Annotated in this window: 24 protein-coding genes; 7 read left to right on the top strand and 17 right to left on the bottom strand. The window is 65.7% G+C overall.

The window, feature by feature from the left end; genetic code table 11:
- Positions 1–3 precede the first annotated feature (3 nt).
- Complete coding sequence (locus tag RAM60_RS13030; RefSeq protein ID WP_369026411.1) at positions 4–708, top strand: ribonuclease T2 family protein; 705 nt, start codon at positions 4–6, stop codon at positions 706–708.
- A 318-nt stretch (positions 709–1,026) separates the two neighbouring features.
- On the opposite strand, the gene RAM60_RS13025 is transcribed toward RAM60_RS13030, so the two are convergent.
- Entirely contained in the window at positions 1,027–1,482 is a 456-nt protein-coding gene (locus RAM60_RS13025; RefSeq protein WP_369026413.1) for a nucleoside deaminase, read from the bottom strand.
- 156 nt (positions 1,483–1,638) lie between these two features.
- Here RAM60_RS13025 and rpmB point away from each other — a divergent pair, with 156 nt between their 5' ends.
- Entirely contained in the window at positions 1,639–1,926 is a 288-nt protein-coding gene (gene rpmB, locus RAM60_RS13020) for a 50S ribosomal protein L28 (RefSeq protein WP_200981761.1), read from the top strand.
- 67 nt (positions 1,927–1,993) lie between these two features.
- Here rpmB and RAM60_RS13015 read toward each other — a convergent pair whose 3' ends face one another.
- The 4 genes from RAM60_RS13015 to xseA are packed head-to-tail and all read right to left on the bottom strand — an operon-like array spanning position 1,994 to position 5,580.
- A complete protein-coding gene (locus tag RAM60_RS13015; RefSeq protein WP_510639827.1) occupies positions 1,994–2,968 on the bottom strand; it encodes an esterase-like activity of phytase family protein in 975 nt (324 codons plus the stop codon).
- Positions 2,969–3,001: 33 nt separating this feature from the next.
- Complete coding sequence (locus RAM60_RS13010) at positions 3,002–3,952, bottom strand: M23 family metallopeptidase (RefSeq protein ID WP_369026415.1); 951 nt, start codon at positions 3,950–3,952, stop codon at positions 3,002–3,004.
- Positions 3,949–4,158 (bottom strand): DUF2093 domain-containing protein, encoded by a 210-nt coding sequence (locus RAM60_RS13005; protein ID WP_200981759.1) that lies wholly within the window; start codon positions 4,156–4,158, stop codon positions 3,949–3,951. The genes RAM60_RS13010 and RAM60_RS13005 overlap by 4 nt, the downstream gene beginning before the upstream one ends.
- Positions 4,159–4,182: 24 nt before the next feature.
- A complete protein-coding gene (gene xseA / locus RAM60_RS13000; RefSeq protein ID WP_369026416.1) occupies positions 4,183–5,580 on the bottom strand; it encodes an exodeoxyribonuclease VII large subunit in 1,398 nt (465 codons plus the stop codon).
- Between xseA and purD the strand changes: the two genes are divergently transcribed.
- From purD to RAM60_RS12985, 3 genes are all read left to right on the top strand, one after another.
- On the top strand, positions 5,579–6,856 hold the full coding sequence (purD, locus tag RAM60_RS12995; RefSeq protein WP_200981757.1) for a phosphoribosylamine--glycine ligase: 1,278 nt from the start codon (positions 5,579–5,581) through the stop codon (positions 6,854–6,856). The two genes, xseA and purD, sit on opposite strands and share 2 nt — an antisense overlap.
- Before the next feature lie 71 nt (positions 6,857–6,927).
- Positions 6,928–7,332 (top strand): hypothetical protein, encoded by a 405-nt coding sequence (locus RAM60_RS12990; RefSeq protein WP_369026417.1) that lies wholly within the window; start codon positions 6,928–6,930, stop codon positions 7,330–7,332.
- A 16-nt stretch (positions 7,333–7,348) separates the two neighbouring features.
- Positions 7,349–7,693: a VOC family protein gene (locus tag RAM60_RS12985; RefSeq protein WP_369026418.1), complete on the top strand. Its 345-nt coding sequence runs from the start codon at positions 7,349–7,351 to the stop codon at positions 7,691–7,693.
- On the opposite strand, the gene RAM60_RS12980 is transcribed toward RAM60_RS12985, so the two are convergent.
- Complete coding sequence (locus tag RAM60_RS12980) at positions 7,690–8,685, bottom strand: adenosine kinase (RefSeq protein WP_200981754.1); 996 nt, start codon at positions 8,683–8,685, stop codon at positions 7,690–7,692. The two genes, RAM60_RS12985 and RAM60_RS12980, sit on opposite strands and share 4 nt — an antisense overlap.
- 112 nt (positions 8,686–8,797) lie before the next feature.
- Between RAM60_RS12980 and RAM60_RS12975 the strand changes: the two genes are divergently transcribed.
- Entirely contained in the window at positions 8,798–9,490 is a 693-nt protein-coding gene (locus tag RAM60_RS12975) for an EI24 domain-containing protein (RefSeq protein ID WP_369026419.1), read from the top strand.
- Complete coding sequence (locus tag RAM60_RS12970) at positions 9,483–9,908, top strand: hypothetical protein (RefSeq protein WP_369026420.1); 426 nt, start codon at positions 9,483–9,485, stop codon at positions 9,906–9,908. Before RAM60_RS12975 ends, RAM60_RS12970 begins: the two co-directional genes overlap by 8 nt.
- On the opposite strand, the gene RAM60_RS12965 is transcribed toward RAM60_RS12970, so the two are convergent.
- The 11 genes from RAM60_RS12965 to RAM60_RS12915 form a co-directional block, all read right to left on the bottom strand.
- Positions 9,909–10,142: a hypothetical protein gene (locus tag RAM60_RS12965; protein ID WP_369026421.1), complete on the bottom strand. Its 234-nt coding sequence runs from the start codon at positions 10,140–10,142 to the stop codon at positions 9,909–9,911.
- 8 nt (positions 10,143–10,150) lie between these two features.
- Positions 10,151–10,510, bottom strand: a complete 360-nt coding sequence (locus RAM60_RS12960) for a HesB/IscA family protein (RefSeq protein ID WP_369026422.1) — start codon at positions 10,508–10,510, stop codon at positions 10,151–10,153.
- Positions 10,510–11,013 (bottom strand): SUF system Fe-S cluster assembly protein, encoded by a 504-nt coding sequence (locus tag RAM60_RS12955; RefSeq protein WP_200981750.1) that lies wholly within the window; start codon positions 11,011–11,013, stop codon positions 10,510–10,512. Before RAM60_RS12955 ends, RAM60_RS12960 begins: the two co-directional genes overlap by 1 nt.
- A complete protein-coding gene (locus RAM60_RS12950; RefSeq protein ID WP_369026423.1) occupies positions 11,010–12,227 on the bottom strand; it encodes a cysteine desulfurase in 1,218 nt (405 codons plus the stop codon). Before RAM60_RS12950 ends, RAM60_RS12955 begins: the two co-directional genes overlap by 4 nt.
- Positions 12,224–12,982, bottom strand: a complete 759-nt coding sequence (locus RAM60_RS12945) for a SufD family Fe-S cluster assembly protein (RefSeq protein WP_369026424.1) — start codon at positions 12,980–12,982, stop codon at positions 12,224–12,226. The genes RAM60_RS12950 and RAM60_RS12945 overlap by 4 nt, the downstream gene beginning before the upstream one ends.
- The gene (locus tag RAM60_RS12940) at positions 12,975–13,247 is read right to left on the bottom strand and encodes a hypothetical protein (RefSeq protein ID WP_369026425.1); all 273 of its coding nucleotides are present in this window, start codon (positions 13,245–13,247) and stop codon (positions 12,975–12,977) included. The genes RAM60_RS12945 and RAM60_RS12940 overlap by 8 nt, the downstream gene beginning before the upstream one ends.
- Positions 13,248–13,272: 25 nt before the next feature.
- Positions 13,273–14,013 carry a Fe-S cluster assembly ATPase SufC gene (gene sufC, locus RAM60_RS12935; RefSeq protein WP_510640410.1) on the bottom strand — a complete coding sequence of 247 codons (741 nt, stop codon included), beginning with the start codon at positions 14,011–14,013 and terminating at the stop codon, positions 13,273–13,275.
- Positions 14,014–14,021: 8 nt separating this feature from the next.
- Positions 14,022–14,573, bottom strand: a complete 552-nt coding sequence (locus RAM60_RS12930; protein ID WP_369026427.1) for an endonuclease domain-containing protein — start codon at positions 14,571–14,573, stop codon at positions 14,022–14,024.
- Between the two features lie 244 nt (positions 14,574–14,817).
- The gene (gene sufB / locus RAM60_RS12925; protein WP_369026428.1) at positions 14,818–16,299 is read right to left on the bottom strand and encodes a Fe-S cluster assembly protein SufB; all 1,482 of its coding nucleotides are present in this window, start codon (positions 16,297–16,299) and stop codon (positions 14,818–14,820) included.
- Positions 16,296–16,706: an SUF system Fe-S cluster assembly regulator gene (locus tag RAM60_RS12920; protein ID WP_341713158.1), complete on the bottom strand. Its 411-nt coding sequence runs from the start codon at positions 16,704–16,706 to the stop codon at positions 16,296–16,298. The genes sufB and RAM60_RS12920 overlap by 4 nt, the downstream gene beginning before the upstream one ends.
- 84 nt (positions 16,707–16,790) lie before the next feature.
- The gene (locus RAM60_RS12915; protein ID WP_510639819.1) at positions 16,791–17,711 is read right to left on the bottom strand and encodes a helix-turn-helix transcriptional regulator; all 921 of its coding nucleotides are present in this window, start codon (positions 17,709–17,711) and stop codon (positions 16,791–16,793) included.
- Positions 17,712–17,942: the final 231 nt, after the last annotated feature.

Here is a 17,942-nt window from a genome sequence, read left to right as displayed (position 1 = left end):
CTGTTGCGCGGCCTGCCGTCGGCAGCCGTAGCGCTGCTGGCGCTGCAACCCGCGACGGCGCTGGCACAGGCCTACCAGTGCCGCATTCCGGGAACGCTGGCAGTGCCGAAAGTCACGCCGGACGGGCCGCCACGGCACAGCGCGGTCACCGGCTACACGCTGTCGCTGAGCTGGAGCCCGGAATATTGCCGCGGACGCGAGACCCGCGCTGCCGATCGCCAGCAATGCTCGGGGCGCAGCGGCAGCTTCGGCATGGTCGTCCACGGCCTGTGGCCGGAAGGCTCGCGCAGCTGGCCCCAATGGTGCGCCGCCGGGACCCAGCCGCGCCCGCAGGACCTCAAGCCGAACATGTGCCTGTCGCCCTCGGCGGCCCTGCTGGCGCGGCAATGGGCCAAGCACGGCAGCTGCATGGCGCGTCGCCCGGCGACCTACTTCAAGGTCACCCGCATATTGTGGGACGGCCTCGCCATGCCCGATTTCGACCGCATCAGCCGCGAGGACGGCCTGACCGCAGGGACTATCCGCACCCGCTTCGTCGACGCCAACCCGGGCTGGAAGGCCTCGGCAGTAGGCGTGAAGCTCAACTCGCGCGGCTGGCTGGAGGAATTGCGCCTCTGTTATGACAAACGCTTCATGCCGAAGGCATGCGAGAGGGGTCGGCTCGGCGCGCGCGATAAGGCATCGGTGAAAATCTGGCGAGGGTTGTAGCAGTCAGGGCAAAGCTGGTCAGGTGGAATGCGGACGAAAGTCACCGTGACCTGATGGTGAACCACGTAAGGAAGCCCAGGCCGATTGCGACCACTCCGCTGAAAATGTTTCGAATGGTGCAGGCATCGCCATGGCAAGGCGAGCCGCCGTAGACACCGAATGCAATGAAAAGCAGCGCGATGTAGGCGGCAAACCCTCCCGCCAGGCACCCTACAGCGTCCTTTGGACCGAGATGCCGTCCTTTATCGTCACTGTCCGACATGGGCGAAGATTAGGCGCGATAGCGGGTTTCCGCAAACCTCGTGATGACCGTCGCGCCTACCGCCGATCCCTGAAGAAATCGCGCAGCAGCTCCGCCGCCCGCGCTTCACCCATGCCCGAATAGACCTCCGGCTTGTGCAGGCATTGGTCCTGTTCGAACACCCGCGCGCCGTGTTCGACCGCGCCGCCCTTGGGGTCGCTCGCGGCGTAGTAGAGCTTGGCGATGCGCGCATGGACGATGGCCCCGGCGCACATGGCGCAGGGTTCGAGCGTCACCCACAGTTCGCAGTCGGTCAGGCGCTCGCTGCCCAGCGCCTCTGCCGCTCGCCGAATCGCGAGGATTTCGGCATGGGCGGTGGGATCGTGCGTGGCGCGCGGCTCGTTATGCGCCTCGGCAACGACCTCGCCCCTGCAGGTGACGACGGCGCCGATGGGCACTTCGCCCGCAGCCGCCGATTGCTCGGCCTGAGCCAGGGCACGGGCCATGGGTACGGGAAGGGTCCAGCCGGTCATCGCAGCGCCGCGCTAGCCCCTCGCATCCGGGGGCGCAACGTGCTTGACGATTCGCGAGGTCGCCGCTATGCGCGCCGCTTTCCGGGATAAATGAGCCCCGCGCCCGCAAAATGCGGCCAAGGGAACTCGCCCAGCCATTTGAACGAGAGACGTATCATGTCGCGCATTTGCGAACTCACCGGCAAGGGCCGCCAGGTCGGTCACAATGTGAGCCACGCCAACAACAAGACCAAGAAGGTCTTCCTGCCGAACCTGCAGAACGTCACGCTGCTGAGCGAGAAGCTCGACCGCAGCTTCAAGTTCCGCGTTTCGACCCAGGGCCTGCGTTCGGTCGAGCACAACGGCGGCCTCGACAACTGGCTGCTGAAGACCAAGGACGAGAAGCTTTCGGCCAACGCGCTCAAGGTGAAGCGCGAGCTGAAGAAGGCTGCGGCGGCTTCCTAAGAACGCTGCAAGGTTTGGGGCGCTCCGGCGCCTCTTCCTCAACGGACAACAGCAAGGGCGCGCGGGTTCACTCGCGCGCCTTTTGCCGTTCGCGGCCCTCGTTCCAGCGCAGTTTGAGCAGCAGCGTGCGCTGGTAGTGCATGAGATTGTCGTCCGAGATGAGCCAAACATGCGTGCCCTGTGAATCCCGGGTCAGGGCCATGCCCTCGTAATTGTCCTGCGGAATGCGCCCGTCGAACCTGGCGAGGACGCTGGTGCGGATCTCCCCGCCATCCTTCGCCGAATCCAGGTCGATGATACCGATCGCCGTGCGAAATCGCGGCGGGAGGCCGAAGACGAGGTCGCGGAAAAGCACCAGCGCCCGCCCGCCCCCGACTGCCACCAGGTCCACCGGACGATAACCCGCGATACCCACGAAGGTCAGTTTCCTCGCCTTGCCGCCCGCTACGGGATCACCGTCGAACAGCACTGCGCGATGGCGCGCGCCGTCCCATTCCAGTTCCCGCTCCTCGATCGCGAGGAAGCGTCCGTCGGCAAGGCGGGTAAATGCTTCGGGACCGGAATTGCTGCCCCAGTCGGCCATTGCCGCGGGACGTATTTCGCCACGCCGCTCCATGTCGGTGGTGAAGCGAACGATGGAATTGCTCATCTCATACGCCCCCCAGATCGTGCGACCGTCCGCATCGCTGGTCAGGGCTTCGAGATCGACCGATTGCTTGTCGGCCATTTCGGCCTTTGCCATCCAGCGCACACGTCCATTGCCGGGATCGATATCCGGCTGCTGGAAATCCAGTGACGAACCGCCATCGCTGCCGGCGCGCAGCGTACCATCGGGCAGTGCAACCAGCGCCGAATAGCCGCCGAAGTTCTTTCTCGGATTGACCAGCTGCCAGGCCTTCTCGAGCGTGAAGGGGCCAACTTTGGCGGGTGGCGATATCAGGCGCGCGAAGCGGACTGCGGGCTTGGGATCAGCAGCCGGCAGGTCGCTGCGCAACCACGTCGCAGCACCGAGCGTGCCGGCCACGAGGAGGCCCAGTAACAACCTTGCCCTACGCACCATTCCTCCCGGGGGCCGTCAGTCCATCGGTCCGGTGAAAAGCAGCGGATCGAGGCGCGCCTCACGCCACTTGATGCTCCAGTGCAGGTGCGGCCCGGTGGCACGGCCGGACATGCCGATATCGCCGATATGCTGGCCCTGCTTCACCGCGTCCCCCTTCTTCACATACAGGCGCGAGGAGTGGAGGAAGGCGCTGTTGAGCCCGTTGCCATGGTCGATGATCAGGAGATTGCCCTCGAGGCTGTAGCCCTGCACCGCGAGCACCACGACGCCGTCAGCCGGCGCCACATAGGGCGTGCCGCTGGTCCCGGTCGAAATGTCGAGGCCCGTGTGGTAGGAACCGGGCTCGCCGCGATAGATGCGCTGCGAACCGAAGCGGCCCGAGATGCGGCCCTTCACCGGCCAGATGAACTCCTGCCGCCAGCCTTGCGCCCCGGTCTGCTTCTGCCGCGATGCCCAGATCGCGTCGAGCTCGGGCTGGCGGATCTTCATGTACGAATCGGAGGCCCCGCCCGGGGTGCGGGCGACATTGATGCGCTCGATCTGCCAGTCGCGCGGGGAGACGCTAACGGGACTGCGGATCTCGCGCCCGTCGGGCATGGTCGCAACCAGCGTGGCGCTGGTGCCTGCATCGCGGTCGAAAGCGGCGAAGAAGCGCCCGTCGCTGGCGAAAGCCACGCTCTCCCCGTCGAGCTTTACCGAGACCGCCCCGCCCGGAACGGTGCCGCGCAGGAATCCGCCCTGCGTCAGTTCGCCGGCGAAGGTGAAAACCTGCGGGCGCGAGGAGACCGCCGATGGCGGCATGCTGGCGGGAGCAGGTGTGGGCGCCGGGGTGGGAGCGGGGGTGCGAATCGGCTGGACCGTCTCCGCCACGGGCGCAGGCACGCTCGTCCCGACCGGCTCGGATGCCGGGACGCAGGCGGCAAGGGCGATAGTCGGAAGGAGCGGTGCGACCCGGCGCGCGGTCACGGCTTCAGTCGCTCGGTCGCCAGTTGCGCAGTCGCGTAGGGTTCCTGGTACTCGACCGACCAGTAACGCAGTTCCTCGAGCGCGATGGGCACGCCGCTCATCGCACAGGTCACGAACTGGCCGGCGCGAAGTACGCGAAAGCCGCTCGGCCCGTAATGCAGCCGGGCCTCGCCGTTGGAGGGGGTCGAGTTCTTGTTCATCAGCATGACCGCGCTCCTAGCACTTCGGGCCTATCCGAACAAATCGTCCTGCTTCGGCGGCGTTCCCTGGGGCGCGGGCTTGCGCCGCACCGGGGGCGATGCACTGGCGGATGGAGTAACCGCAAGGTCGCCGTCGCGGAATTTGAGCGTCAGCAGGGCCTCCTTCGCCGCGACCGCCTTGTCGGTCACCGTACCGCAGGATCCGACCACGCGGACGTAGCCGCGCTGGAGCACATTGTCGGGATCGAGCGAGGTCATCAGCCGCGCCACCGCGCTCAGGCGGTCCTGCGCCCGCTCGATTCTGGCCCTGAGCAGCGGGGCATTGAGCCGTGCGCGATCCGACTGGAGCCGCTCGCGCGCCCGATTGGCCCTTTCCCGCAAGCCATTTCCGAGGCGCCCCACCAGATCGTCGAGGCGCTGCGCCTGCGGCTGGAGCAGTGCCTCGGGCCGCGGCAGGCGCTGGACGCGCGCTTCCAGCCGTTCGCGCCCCAGCTGCACGGGCCGCAGAATAGCGCGCTCCTTGCGCGCACCGAAATCCTTGAGCGTCGCGGCGAGTTCGGCGCGCACCGGCACGGCCATTTCGGCGGCCGCGGTGGGTGTGGGTGCGCGGCGGTCGGCGGCATAGTCGGCCAGCGTCGTGTCCGTTTCGTGCCCGACCGCGCTGATCGTCGGGATCGAGCATTCGGCGATGGCGCGGACGACGACCTCCTCGTTGAAGGACCACAGGTCCTCGATCGAGCCGCCACCGCGCGCGACGATGACGAGGTCGGGGCGGTCCGGATGGCCCTCGGACATGGCGGAGAAGCCGCGCACTGCCGCGGCCACCTGCTCTGCCGCGCCCTGCCCCTGCACCAGCACCGGCCAGACGATGACGCGACTGGGAAAGCGGTCGGCAAGGCGGTGGAGGATGTCGCGAATGACCGCGCCGGTGGGCGATGTGACGACGCCGATGGTCCTCGGCAGGAACGGCAGCGGCCGCTTGCGGCGTTCGTCGAACAGTCCCTCCGCCGCCAGCCGTGCACGGGTCTTCTCGAGCAGCGCGAGCAGTGCGCCCTCGCCCGCCAGCTCCATGCGGTCGATGACGATCTGGTACTTGGAGCGACCCGGATAGGTGGTGAGCTTGCCGCTTGCGACGACCTCCAGCCCGTCCTCCGGCCGGAACGGCAGGCGCTCGGCACTGCCGCGCCACATCACCCCGTCGATGACCGCCTTGTCGTCCTTGAGCGCGCAATAGAGATGGCCCGATGCCGCCCGCTTCACTCCCGACAGCTCGCCGCGCAGGCGCACGAAGCCGAAACGGTCCTCGACCGTGCGCTTCAGCATCTGCGAGATTTCGCTGATCGAGAGCGGCTCGGCGTTGTCCCCGGCGCGACCCTTCGCTACCAGCCCCTCATCTTCATCTTCGTAATCCTGGGGAACGTCGGCCATGAATATCCTTCTGCTCGGCAGCGGCGGGCGCGAACATGCGCTGGCGTGGAAGCTGGCGCAATCGCCCATGTGCGACAAGCTGTGGGCCGCGCCAGGCAATCCCGGCATTGCGCAGGAGGCGGAATGCGTCGCGCTCGACGCGACCGACCATGACGCAGTAATCGCTTTCGTGCGCGAAAACGACATCGCTCTCGTGGTCATCGGGCCTGAGGCGCCACTGGTCGACGGGCTTGCGGATTCGCTCCGCGCCGCGGGGATCGATACCTTCGGTCCCTCCAGGCAGGCAGCGCAGCTCGAAGGGAGCAAGGGCTTCACCAAGGAGCTGTGTAAGCGGGCCAACATTCCCACAGCCCGCTACGAACGCTGCGCCTCGCTCGAACAGGCCTGGGGCGCGCTGAAACGCTTCGACCCGCCCTTCGTGCTCAAGGCCGATGGCCTCGCGGCGGGCAAGGGCGTGATCATCGCCGAAACGCGCGATGAAGCGCAGCACGCGCTTCACGACATGTTCGACGGCCAGTTCGGCGCCGCCGGGAGCGAGGTGGTGATCGAGCAGTTCCTCACCGGCGAAGAGGCGAGCTTCTTTGCGCTCACCGACGGCACGACCATCACTCCCATCGGCACCGCGCAGGACCACAAGCGCGTCGGCGATGGCGACACCGGTCCCAACACCGGCGGCATGGGTGCCTATTCGCCCGCACCCGTGCTGACCGAGGCGCTGCAGGCCCGCGCCATGCGCGAAATCGTCGAGCCGACGGTCAGGACCATGCGCGAAGAGGGCATGCCCTATTCGGGCGTCCTCTATGCCGGGCTGATGCTGACGAGCGAGGGGCCGCAGCTGATCGAATACAACGCCCGCTTCGGCGATCCCGAGTGCCAGGTGCTGATGATGCGGCTGGAAAACGACCTCGTCGAACTGATGCTCGCCTGCGCACAGGGAAAGCTGGGCGAAGTCGCCGCGCCGAAGCTGGCGGACGAATTCGCGCTGACGGTGGTCATGGCGGCCGAGGGTTATCCCGGCACGCCCAAGAAGGGCGGCGCCATCGATCTCGGAAATGCCGAGACCGACGGGGCCAAGGTCTTCCACGCCGGCACGACGATGGATGGCGGAAAGCTGGTCGCAAGCGGCGGACGCGTTCTCAACGTTACCGCCAAGGGCGCAAGCGCGACCGACGCGCAGCGCAAGGCCTATGCGGCCGTCGACGCAATCGATTTTCCCGATGGCTTCTGCCGCCGCGACATCGGCCAGCGCGAGGTGAGGCGCGAACGCGACGCGTGACGCAAGGCGCGCAAGCAGCAGTGCCGATTTTGCAGTTGATCTGACAGCCATGGCGGGCGCACAATTGCCCAATGGCTTATCGCACACCCGCCCTCATCGCCGGCTTCGCCATCGCGCTGACGTCCTGCATTGCGACCAGTGAACCCGGTGCGACCCATGTCTCGTCAGTTCCGAGACCTATCCTCGCGGAGGAAGGCGGGACCGACGCGGCCACCGACCTCGCCTTTGCGCAGGCAGCTTGCGGCGGGTGCCATGCAGTGGAGCCGCCGGGCCTTTCGCCCAACCCCAAGTCTCCGCCTTTCGCTGATATCGCCAACAGCCCGGGGCTGACCGATGCGACCCTGGCGATCTGGCTGGCCGACGCGCACAATTATCCCGAGGAAATGGATTTCGACCTCAACCAGAAGCAGGTCGATACGATCGCGCGCCACATGCTGCGCCTGCGCGACCCGAACTACGAAAAGCCGGTCTATTGAACATGGGCGGCGTGCGATGATCCGCGGCGCACGCTTCAACCATATCGGCATTCCGACGCAGGACGGGTTCGAGGGCGAAATCGACCTGCCGCACCTGCAGATCACCGTCAGCGATCACCAGGACAACCCCTTCGGCATCCAGTGGCAGCGATACTGGGAGGGTGCGCCCTACCCCGATCTCGTCAAGACCGTGCCGCACGTCGCCTTCGAGGTGGACGACCTCGAAGCGGCAATGGCGGATCACAAGGTGCTTATCGCCCCCAACTCGCCGAGCAAAGGCGTGCGCGTGGCCTTCGTTGAAGTGCGCGGCGCCCCGGTCGAACTGATGGAGATCGACCGGACGCTGCGTCCGGACCTTTAGCCGAGCTTTTCGGCCACCAGCGCCCTCAAGTCGACCTCGCTGCGCGCGCCGTAGTGCGAGATGATCTCGGCGGCGCAGATCGCACCCATGCGCAGGCACCGCTCGAGACTGGCGCCACGGGCATGGCCGGTAAGGAAGCCGGCGGCAAAGAGGTCGCCCGCGCCCGTGGTGTCGACCACCTGTGCAACCGGCTCCGCCTCGACTTCGGCGCGCACGCCATGCGCTACCGCGATGGCGCCCTTGGCACTGCGCGTGGCGACGAGCACGGGAACCTTGCCCGCAACCGCCGCAACACCCTTCTCGAAATCGCTCTCCCCGGTCAGCGACGCGAGTTCGTGCTCGTTGACGAAGAGGATGTCGATCTGGCCTTCGTCGATGAGCGCGCGGAAATCGTCGCCATGGCGGTCGATGACGAAGCTTTCGCTGGCCGTGAAGGCGACCTTGCGACCGGCCTTGCGGGCGACCTCGATCGCGCGGCGCATGGCACTGCGCGGCTCTTCGGGGTCCCACAGATAGCCTTCGAGATAGAGGATCGCGGCGCTGGCAATGGTTTCGTCGTCGAGCGCGGCGGGCGGCAGGAACTGGCTCGCGCCGAGGAAGGTGTTCATCGTCCGCTCGCCATCGGGCGTGACGAAGATCAGGCAGCGCGCGGTGGAAGGCTGGCCTTCGCGTGCAGGCGTGTCGAAATCGATGCCGACGGCGCGAATGTCGTGGCTGAAGACGTCGCCAAGCTGGTCCTTGGCGACCTGGCCGATGAAGGCGCACTGCGCGCCGAGTGCCGACATCCCGGCAAGCGTATTGGCCGCCGAGCCGCCGGAAATTTCCTTCGCCGGACCCATGGCATCGTAGAGGCGGCGGGCGCCGTCTTCGTCCACCAGCGTCATCCCGCCCTTGGCGAGGCCGAGCTCCTCGATCAGCTCGTCGGTGCATGGGGACATCACGTCGACGATGGCATTGCCGATCGCGATGACGTCGTAGCGGGGTTCGGTCATGGGTACTCCGGGTAGGGGATTCTGGATACGTCGGGCGCGGTTAGCGGTTCGTCGGGCATTGGCCAAGGGCGGCGTTGACTCGGGCGCACCACACCGCCAAGCCCGCCGCCTGATGATCTCGCTCATGCGCGCCCTTGCCCTCTCGGTCGGCCAGCTCGGCGATCCGGCGATCCTCCGGGTTCTCGGCAAGACCGCGCTGATATCGTTGGGTATTTTCGCAGGGCTTGGTGTCGGGCTGTATTTCCTCCTCGAGGCCGCGCTGGAGCGCTACGCCGGGGGCGACCCTCAGGGGTTCGGTGCGCTTCTCGCCGCGGCCGGGATGCTGGTAGCCGCGTGGTTGCTGTTTCGCGTAGTTGCGCTCTTCGTCCTGCAATTCTTCGCTGACGAAGTCGTCGAGGCCGTCGAATCGCGACACTATCCCCACGCTTCGGCCAGCCTGCGCCGGCTCCCGCTGCGCGAGGAGCTGGCGAACAGCCTTCGCTCGCTCGGAAGGACCGTGGGCTTCAACCTCCTCGCCCTGCCGCTTGCCGCGGCCCTACTGGTGACCGGTATCGGCACCGCGCTCGTCTTCTGGACGGTCAACGCGCTGCTGCTGGGCCGCGAATTGCAGGACATGGTCTGGCTGCGCCATCGCCGGAATGCGGACGAGATCGCGCCCATCGGTGCTCTGACCCGCTTCGCGCTCGGCGGCATCGTCGCGGCCATGCTGCTCGTTCCCTTCGTCAATCTTCTCGCACCCGTGCTCGGCGCGGCGAGTGCGACCCACCTCGTCCATCGCGGGCGGACCGAAAGACTTCATGCGTAGACTCCCCATCCTCCTCATCCCGCTCCTCGCCGCATGCGGATCGAACCCCGCGCCCCAGGTGGGCGCGCCAGCGCCGCAGCGACCGGTCGTCAGGTCCGCGCCGCCGCCGCAGGTGACGCAGCCTGCGCCCTCCACCACCGCTTTCCGCGCGCCCAAGGTGATGAACCTGCCGGGGTTGGAGGGCGTGATCGGGAAGAACGAAACCGCCCTCGCCAACATTTTCGGCCCGCCGCGGCTGACGGTGAAGGAGGGGGATGCGCGCAAGCTGCAGTTCGTCGGCGATGCCTGCGTGCTCGATGTCTACCTCTACCCGCTGCAACCGCGCGCAGAACCCAGCGCGACCTACGTCGATGCACGCCGCGCGAGCGATGGCCTCGACGTCGACCGCGCCGCCTGCGTGCGGGCGCTCAGGCGCTGATCAGTCGAAAGTGAGCGGGGCTTCGGCGCCGCCCTGCATGGGGAGCGGCCCCTTGGGCGGGACGGCAGGGATGGCGATGCCCGATTCAGGCGGCTTGCGCTTGCGCGAGGTCTTGCCACCGGCGCGCGCCGCAGCGGCAATCTTCGCCGCGATCGCACTTTTTCGCTCGGCCGCGGGCCTGGCCGCGTCGACCATGCGCTGGATTTCGTCGAAAAGGCGATCGAGGCGGCTCATCGAGAGCCCTATACCATGAAGCTCTCGCCGCAGCCACAGGCGCCCTTGGCGTTGGGGTTGTCGAACACAAAGCCGGCGGTGAAATCGTCCTCGACCCAATCCATCGTGCTGCCCACGAGGTAGAGCACGCTGGCGCCGTCGATATAGAAAATGCCGCCGGGGGTGGCGATCTTCTCGTCGAATTTCGCTTCCTCGGTCACGTAGTCGACCGAGTAAGCAAGGCCCGAACAGCCGCGACGCGGGGTCGACAGCTTCACGCCGATGGCATCGTCAGGCGCCTTGGCCATGAGTTCGGCGATACGCTCCTCGGCGCGCGGCGTCAGGATCACGGCAGCCTTGGGGGCGGGACGGGTGCGGGTTTCGGTCATCACAACATACCCAGTTCGAGGCGCGCCTCGTCGGTCATCTTGTCGGGGCCCCATGGCGGATCCCACACGAGATTGACCTCGGCATCGCGCACGCCAGGCACCGAAGCGGCGCGCAGCTCGACCTCGCCCGGCATCGATTCGGCGACCGGGCAGTGCGGCGTGGTCAGCGTCATGGTGATCGCGACATCGGCATCAGCGGTCACATCGATACCGTAGATGAGCCCGAGATCGTAGATGTTGACCGGGATTTCCGGGTCGTAGATTTCCTTCATCGCCGCGACGACCGCCTCGTATAGCTCGCCGCCCGGCGCGCCTGCGGGCAGGTTTTCCGGCTTCTTCTGCAGGAACCCCTCGAGGTAGTCGCGCTTGCGCTCGAGCTTCTCGCCCGCGGTCTCGTCGGGATCGACGGCGTCCTCAACCCGGGCGCGGGGCGGCTTGCTGAGCACGTCCTCGATCGAAGCCGGGGCGGCGATGAAATCCTTGTCGTCCATGTCCTCGCTCATCCGAAGATCCTCTGGGTGCGTTCGATGCCGCGCAGCAGCGCAGCAATGTCGGTTTCGTCCGAATAGAGGCCGAAGCTGGCCCGCGCGGTTGCGGGGACACCGAGGTGGTCCATCAGCGGCTGCGCGCAATGGTGTCCCGCGCGGATCGCAACGTTCTCTTCATCCAATATGGTGCCGAGGTCGTGCGGATGCACCCCTTCCATCGCGAAGCTGACGATGCCCGCGCTGTCCTCAGGCCCGAACAAGGTAATCGAGTTGAGGTTGCGCAGTTCCTCACGCAGGGTCCGCGCCAGCGCCGCCTCATGGGCGAACAGGGCATCGGGGCCGAGCGCCGCGACATAATCGATTGCCGCATGGAGCGCGATCGCCTCGGTGATCATCGGCGTGCCCGCCTCGAAGCGCTGCGGCGGCGGGGCGTAGGTGGTCTTGTCGAAGGTCACCCGCTCGATCATCGCACCGCCGCCCTGGTACGGGGGCATGGCATCGAGGATGTCCTCGCGCGCCCACAACACGCCGATGCCTGTCGGACCATACAGCTTGTGCGCCGAGAAAGCGTAGAAGTCGCAATCGAGCGCGGCCATGTCGAGCGCCATGCGCGGTGCCGCCTGGCATCCGTCGAGGAGAATCTTCGCCCCCGCCGAATGCGCCAGGTCCGCCGCTGCTCGCGCGTCGAGCACGCTGCCCAGGACGTTGGAAACATGCGCCAGCGCGACCAGTTTCGTGCGCGGCGTCAGCAACGCCTCGAGTGCGCCGAGATCGATCCGGTGGTCCTCGGTCAGCGGGCAGACATCGATCTGCGCGCCGGTCCGCTCGGCGACCATCTGCCACGGGACGATGTTGGAATGGTGCTCGAGCGTCGACAACACGATCCGGTCGCCTTCGCCGATGTGGACCATGCCCCAACTCTGCGCCACGAGATTGATCGCCTCGGTCGCGCCGCGCACGAAGACCACTTCGTTCTCGGAGCGCGCACCGATGAAATCGGCCACCCGCTTGCGCGCCGCTTCATAGGCCAGCGTCATGTTGGCCGAACGCGAATAGACCCCGCGGTGGACGGTCGCATAATCGCGGCCCAGCGCACGGGTCATCGCGTCGATCACGACTTGCGGCTTCTGCGCCGTCGCGGCGGTGTCGAGGTAATGCCACGGCTGCCCGTCGGCGGTTACGAGGCCAGGGAAGTCGGCTTTCCGGGTGAGGGTGGCAGCGTCGCTCACAGCGCCCGGTCCACCTTGTCGAGCGCGACTTGCATCATGGCATCGCGCAGCTCGTCATCGTCGAGCGCGACCAGCGCATCGCCGAGGAAAGCCTGCACCAGCAGTCGCCGGGCAAGGTCGGGAGAAAGCCCGCGCGCGGCCATGTAGAAGCGCGCCGCCTCGTCGAGCTGGCCGATGCTGGCGCCGTGGGCGCACTTCACGTCGTCGGCAAAAATCTCGAGCTGCGGAACCGCGTTCACGCTCGCGCCCTTTTCGAGCAGCAGGCCCTTGAAGTCCTGTGCCGCATCGGTCTTCTGCGCATCGCGCACGACGTCGATATTGCCGAGGAAATTGCCCGTGCCATGGCCCCAGTGGACCGCGCGAACGACCTGGTTGCTGGTCGCCTCGGGCTCGGCATGGACCACGCGGGTGACGAACTCTCGCACGGTCTCGCGCCCGCCCACGGTGATGCCACCCAGTTCGAAATGCGCGCCCCTGGCCAGCGTCACCTCGATCTCCAGACGCGCATATTCGGCGGAAGTGAGCACCGCGAAAAGTTCGCAGGTCGCACCCTCTCCCACGGTGACGCGCCAGCGGTGGAGTTCGGTCGGCTTCGTCGCCGCGCCGTCGGCAATGACCAGCGTGTCGCGGAAGCTCTCGCCCGCCGTAACATCGATCACGCGCCAGTCGTCGAGCGCCACGCCCTGCAGCCGGTCGACCGCAGAGTAACGCCACGCCTCCTCGCGCCGGGTTGGGAGGGTCGCCGCCTCAGGCATCGCCAATCCTCTCGAACGTCGCGCCGAAGCGGGTGTTGTAGGCATTCATCGTTCCGTCGGGATCGATAACCAAGCCGGCAACATTTTCTCGCTGGAATGAGTCTTCCCGTTTCACATCGTCGACGCCCAGCGTGACGATAAGAGCGCCTTCATCTTCCTCCACGTTGAAGAAATCGTGGGCTACAGATTGGTCGCGATGGAGGACGTTGAAGCCGTCGATGACCAGCAGTGCTCCATCGTCAGGATCGCGCCAACGCCCTTGCATTCCGGCAGGCAGTGGTTCTGGTCGCCTATGCATCCGCCATCACCGCATCATAACCCTCGTTTTCGAGACGCAGGGCGAGGTCGGGGCCGCCGGTCTGGACGATGCGTCCGGCCGAGAGGATCGACACGCGGTCGGGCTTCACGACGTCGAGCAGGCGCTGGTAATGGGTGATGAGCAGCACGCCCTTTTCGGGGCTGCGCATGATCGCATTGATCCCTTCGCCGACGATCCGCAGCGCGTCGATGTCGAGGCCGCTGTCGGTCTCGTCGAGCACCGCGAATTTCGGGTCGAGGATACCCATCTGGACCATCTCGGCGCGCTTCTTCTCGCCGCCGGAAAAGCCGACGTTGACGTGGCGCTTGAGCATCTCGGGATCGAGCTTGAGCAGAGCCGCCTTCTCACGTGCGAGCTTGAGGAAGTCGCCGCCCGACAGCGGTTCCTCTCCGCGCTGCTTGCGCTGCGAATTCAAGGCTTCGCGCAGGAATTGGAGGTTCGACACGCCGGGAATCTCGACCGGGTACTGGAAGCCGAGGAACAGGCCCGCCGCCGCACGCTCGTGCGGGTCCATGGCGAACAGGTCTTCACCGTTAAAGCGCACGCTGCCGCCGGTCACCTCGTAGCCGGGGCGACCGCCCAGCACATAGGCGAGCGTCGACTTGCCTGCGCCGTTGGGGCCCATGATCGCATGGACCTCGCCCGCGGCGACGGTGAGCGAGAGGCCCTTGAGGATGGGCTTGTCGGCAACGGTGGCGTGAAGGTCGGTAATTTCGAGCATCAGTAGTCGTTCCTGCGCGGCGCCGGTTTACGGTTCGGCCGCGAATAGTGCTGGTTGGGATTGGCTGCGGCGTGGGCGCGGGCCTTTTCCTTCTTGTCGGCAATGCATTCGCGCATCGCGACGGTGAGGCGCTGGAGCACCTCGTCCATGTTCTCCAGGATATCGGAAGCCGCGACGCGCTCGACTCGGATGCCGACCGCCTCGAGGCTCTTGTCGCGGCGCTTTGTGATTTCCGGGCCAAGCGCCTCGTCCGCATCGTCCTCGTCGATCATGATCGCAAGGCCGAGGTTGTGGCAATTGAGGTCGACGATTGCGCTACCGACCACCGCGTGGCGGGTGAACTTGTAGCGGCCCATGTCGGCCTCGGCGAACTTCTTCGCCAGCGCCTTGTGCGCCGGAGAAGAATGACGTCGCATGTCGCGCGCGCGCTCGTGCAGCGCATCGAGGCGCTTCTCGGAGATTTCCCACCCGCGACCCTTTTTCTTGAGCGCGGGGGTGTCGTCAGCGGTCTCGGAGGGATCGCGAAGCTGGAGGGTCTTGCGGTCGGTCATCTCGTTTGATCCTCTCGGCTCACTTCGCCAAGTGTCAGAACTCCGTTTTCGCGAAAGCTAAAGGCAAAGTCGGAACCGCCAGTCTCGTACGTTCCCTCTTCCCAAACGCGGATGAGACCGGCGTGGATTTCGTCTTCATCGTTGAGGAGTGCTGCATATTCTCTCGCCGCCTCGAGGCGATTGGAGCAATCGCTCATGAGAACACCGGCATCCCTTGAGTCAGAAGTCAGACGGGCCCAATGCATCACCCCACACTCCCCTCAAGCGAAATCGCCAGCAGCTTCTGCGCCTCGACGGCGAATTCCATTGGCAGTTCTTTCAATACGTCCTTGGCGAAGCCGTTGACGATCAGCGCCACGGCCTCCTCCTCGTCCAGCCCGCGCTGCATGGCGTAGAACAGCTGGTCGTCGGAAATCTTGCTGGTGGTCGCCTCGTGCTCGATCTGCGCAGAGGGGTTCTTGACCTCGATATAAGGCACGGTGTGCGCGCCGCATCTGTCGCCGAGCAACAGGCTGTCGCACTGGGTGAAGTTGCGTACTCCGTCGGCATTGGCGGCGACACGGACCAGCCCGCGATAGGTGTTGTTCGACTTGCCCGCCGAAATGCCCTTGGAGATGATCGTCGAGCGGCTGCCCTTGCCGTTGTGGATCATCTTGGTGCCGGTGTCGGCCTGCTGGAAATTGTTGGTCACCGCGACCGAGTAGAACTCGCCGACGCTGTCCTCGCCATTGAGCACGCATGACGGGTATTTCCATGTCACCGCGCTGCCGGTTTCCACCTGCGTCCAGCTGATCTTGCTGCGCGCGCCCTGGCACAGGCCGCGCTTGGTGACGAAATTGTAGATCCCGCCCACGCCCTCGGCATTGCCGGGGTACCAGTTCTGCACGGTCGAATACTTGATCTCGGCATCCTCGAGCGCGACCAGCTCGACCACTGCGGCGTGAAGCTGGTTCTCGTCGCGCATCGGCGCGGTGCAGCCTTCGAGATAGCTGACGTAGGCGCCCTTCTCTGCGATGATCAGCGTGCGTTCGAACTGCCCGGTGTTCTCGGCATTGATGCGGAAATAGGTGGAAAGCTCCATCGGACAGCGCACGCCTTCAGGCACGTAGACAAAGGTGCCGTCGGAAAAGACCGCGCAGTTGAGCGTGGCGAAGAAGTTGTCGTGCTGCGGCACGACCTTGCCGAGCCACTTCTTCACAAGGTCGGGATATTCCTTCACCGCCTCGCTGATCGAGAGGAAGATCACGCCCGCGCGCTTCAGCTCCTCGCGGAAAGTGGTAGCGACGCTGACGCTGTCGAACACCGCATCTACTGCGACCTTGCGCGCGCCCTCGACCCCGGCGAGCACCTCCTGCTCCGCCACGGGAATGCCGAGCTTGTCGTAGACCGCCTTGATCTCGGGATCGAGTTCGTCGAGCGAAGCCAGCGTCGGCTTCTTCTTCGGCGCGGCGTAGTAATAGGCGTCCTGGTAATCGATCGCCGGATAGCCGAGCTTGGCCCAGTCGGGCTCTTCCATTTCCTGCCACAGGCGGAAGGCCTTGAGGCGCCATTCGAGCATCCACTCGGGCTCGCCCTTCTTGGCGCTGATGAAGCGGACGGTGTCTTCGCTGAGGCCCTTTTCGGCGAACTCGGTCTCGATGTCGGCCGACCAGCCGTGCTCGTACTCGGCCGCCTTGGCTGCCGCTTCCCTGGCCTCGCGGTCCTGGATTTCTAGCTCTTCGCTCATGCTACTTCTTCGATTCGCGCCAGCTGCGTCAGCGGGATGGCCGCCAGCGCACCGCGCAGTGCTTCGTTCACGACCGGCCAGTGTGGCCGCACCGAGCATTCGTGCTCGACCGAACATTCCGCGCCTTCGACGCAAGCCGTCAGCGCGATCGGCCCTTCGACCGCCTCGACAATGTCCGCCACAGTGATGGCTGCCGCGGGACGCGCGAGTTGCAGGCCGCCGCCCGTGCCACGCGTGGACCTGAGCAAGCCCGCTGCAGAAAGCTTGCTGACCAGCTTCTGCACCGTCGGCACCGGCAGGCCGGTTTCCGCCGCCAGCTCTGCCGCACTGGTCCGCCCCCCGCCGCAGTGGCGGGCCGCAGCGCTCATCGTAACGACAGCGTAATCGGCAAGGTTTGACAGGCGCATGTTTTAATCGGACCAATTCGTTCCGATTGGCGACCTATGCATGAGCGAAGGCTAATTCAACGCATTTCCGCTTATTGCGAGTCGTTAGCAGTCCAGCGGGTCCTGGCCTAACTGGCGTGCCTCGCTCGAGCCGAAGAGGTCGACCGAGCTGTATCCTTCGGGTCCAAGCATTTCGTTGATCGCCGACTCGCCCTCGGGCAGCAGGCGCTTGGGCGTCCGGCCGGTAAAGAAACGCAGTTCCTTGATCAGGTGTGCCTGGTCGTAGAAGGCCGCGTGGATATCGGCTTCCACCTCGTCGGGTAGTGCGGGAAGCGACAAGAGCGTCGCCGCGCGGACCGCACGATAACGTCGCACGAGTCGCACGGGCGACTGCCCGAAGAACTGTGCAACGAGCCGCTGCACCTGGCGTTTGGAATAAGGCAGGGTCGAATAGAGCGACTCGAGATCGGGACGAAACGAACTCGACAGCCATTCGAGCGTGCGGTCGATCACCTGCAAATGGGTCTTTGGCAGCTCGCTTATGCCGCGCCTGACGATGTCGGCCATGGCATCAAGGAAACCGTCGTCGTCCAGATCCCCCTTGCGCCAGCGCGGGGCCAGGGTGGCGAATTCGTCCGCGAGGGCTTCACCAATCACCATCTCAGAAGGAAGGAAACTGTCATGGTGATCGTGGACCGACAGACCGGACAGCGCCGCCCAGCCACGAAAGTTGAGGGAGACCCCGAAGAGCTTGGCCGGACCACGGACGCTGAAATGCCGTGCCTGGCAAAGCGGGGCGAGGAAAAAGGCATCGCTGGTCTCGCCGACGATGCCGTCATCGAACGCCATACGCGCCTTGCCCGTGACGAACGCAGTCATTTGCGCCGAGTAGGCTGGCAGGACTTCGTCGAGAGTGGGGAATTCGGTCTGCCAGATGTAGAGCGAATTGAGGTACGGCGCCAAGTCGGGAGGCGCTGGCACGAAATGGAACTGGTGAGGTTCGTTGCCCCCTGGCGAACCGGACAAGACTGTCGCTCCCGAAGTAAGTTGCGATTCGATATTGTATAAATTCGCCATCGGCAATAGCAGCCGACAACGAATGGATTCGCACCGAAAGTCAGAAATAAATCAAGTGCGAAAAAAAGGGCGGCCCTGTTAGGAGCCGCCCCTTGAAGTCGAGAACTCGTTGCAAAGCTGCTCCGAGCCCTTCGGGTCGCAAGCCCTAGATAGGCAGAATCGGTCGCGCTTGATTGTATG

The organism is Qipengyuania sp. RANM35, assembly GCF_041021145.2.
Classification (GTDB): domain Bacteria; phylum Pseudomonadota; class Alphaproteobacteria; order Sphingomonadales; family Sphingomonadaceae; genus Qipengyuania; species Qipengyuania soli.
This window is presented reverse-complemented; position numbering and strand designations above follow the sequence as displayed.

What these genes read in the sequence shown, in the direction of transcription:
- RAM60_RS13025 (WP_369026413.1), bottom strand. Translation starts at nt 1,482, where the DNA reads ATGACCGGCTGGACCCTTCCCGTACCCATGGCCCGTGCCCTGGCTCAG.
- rpmB (WP_200981761.1), top strand. Translation starts at nt 1,639, where the DNA reads ATGTCGCGCATTTGCGAACTCACCGGCAAGGGCCGCCAGGTCGGTCAC.
- RAM60_RS13005 (WP_200981759.1), bottom strand. Translation starts at nt 4,158, where the DNA reads ATGCTGATGAACAAGAACTCGACCCCCTCCAACGGCGAGGCCCGGCTG.
- purD (WP_200981757.1), top strand. Translation starts at nt 5,579, where the DNA reads ATGAATATCCTTCTGCTCGGCAGCGGCGGGCGCGAACATGCGCTGGCG.
- xseA (WP_369026416.1), bottom strand. Translation starts at nt 5,580, where the DNA reads ATGGCCGACGTTCCCCAGGATTACGAAGATGAAGATGAGGGGCTGGTA.
- RAM60_RS12990 (WP_369026417.1), top strand. Translation starts at nt 6,928, where the DNA reads ATGGCTTATCGCACACCCGCCCTCATCGCCGGCTTCGCCATCGCGCTG.
- RAM60_RS12985 (WP_369026418.1), top strand. Translation starts at nt 7,349, where the DNA reads ATGATCCGCGGCGCACGCTTCAACCATATCGGCATTCCGACGCAGGAC.
- RAM60_RS12980 (WP_200981754.1), bottom strand. Translation starts at nt 8,685, where the DNA reads ATGACCGAACCCCGCTACGACGTCATCGCGATCGGCAATGCCATCGTC.
- RAM60_RS12975 (WP_369026419.1), top strand. Translation starts at nt 8,798, where the DNA reads ATGATCTCGCTCATGCGCGCCCTTGCCCTCTCGGTCGGCCAGCTCGGC.
- RAM60_RS12970 (WP_369026420.1), top strand. Translation starts at nt 9,483, where the DNA reads ATGCGTAGACTCCCCATCCTCCTCATCCCGCTCCTCGCCGCATGCGGA.
- RAM60_RS12965 (WP_369026421.1), bottom strand. Translation starts at nt 10,142, where the DNA reads ATGAGCCGCCTCGATCGCCTTTTCGACGAAATCCAGCGCATGGTCGAC.
- RAM60_RS12960 (WP_369026422.1), bottom strand. Translation starts at nt 10,510, where the DNA reads ATGACCGAAACCCGCACCCGTCCCGCCCCCAAGGCTGCCGTGATCCTG.
- RAM60_RS12955 (WP_200981750.1), bottom strand. Translation starts at nt 11,013, where the DNA reads ATGAGCGAGGACATGGACGACAAGGATTTCATCGCCGCCCCGGCTTCG.
- RAM60_RS12945 (WP_369026424.1), bottom strand. Translation starts at nt 12,982, where the DNA reads ATGCCTGAGGCGGCGACCCTCCCAACCCGGCGCGAGGAGGCGTGGCGT.
- RAM60_RS12940 (WP_369026425.1), bottom strand. Translation starts at nt 13,247, where the DNA reads ATGCAAGGGCGTTGGCGCGATCCTGACGATGGAGCACTGCTGGTCATC.
- RAM60_RS12930 (WP_369026427.1), bottom strand. Translation starts at nt 14,573, where the DNA reads ATGACCGACCGCAAGACCCTCCAGCTTCGCGATCCCTCCGAGACCGCT.
- sufB (WP_369026428.1), bottom strand. Translation starts at nt 16,299, where the DNA reads ATGAGCGAAGAGCTAGAAATCCAGGACCGCGAGGCCAGGGAAGCGGCA.
- RAM60_RS12920 (WP_341713158.1), bottom strand. Translation starts at nt 16,706, where the DNA reads ATGCGCCTGTCAAACCTTGCCGATTACGCTGTCGTTACGATGAGCGCT.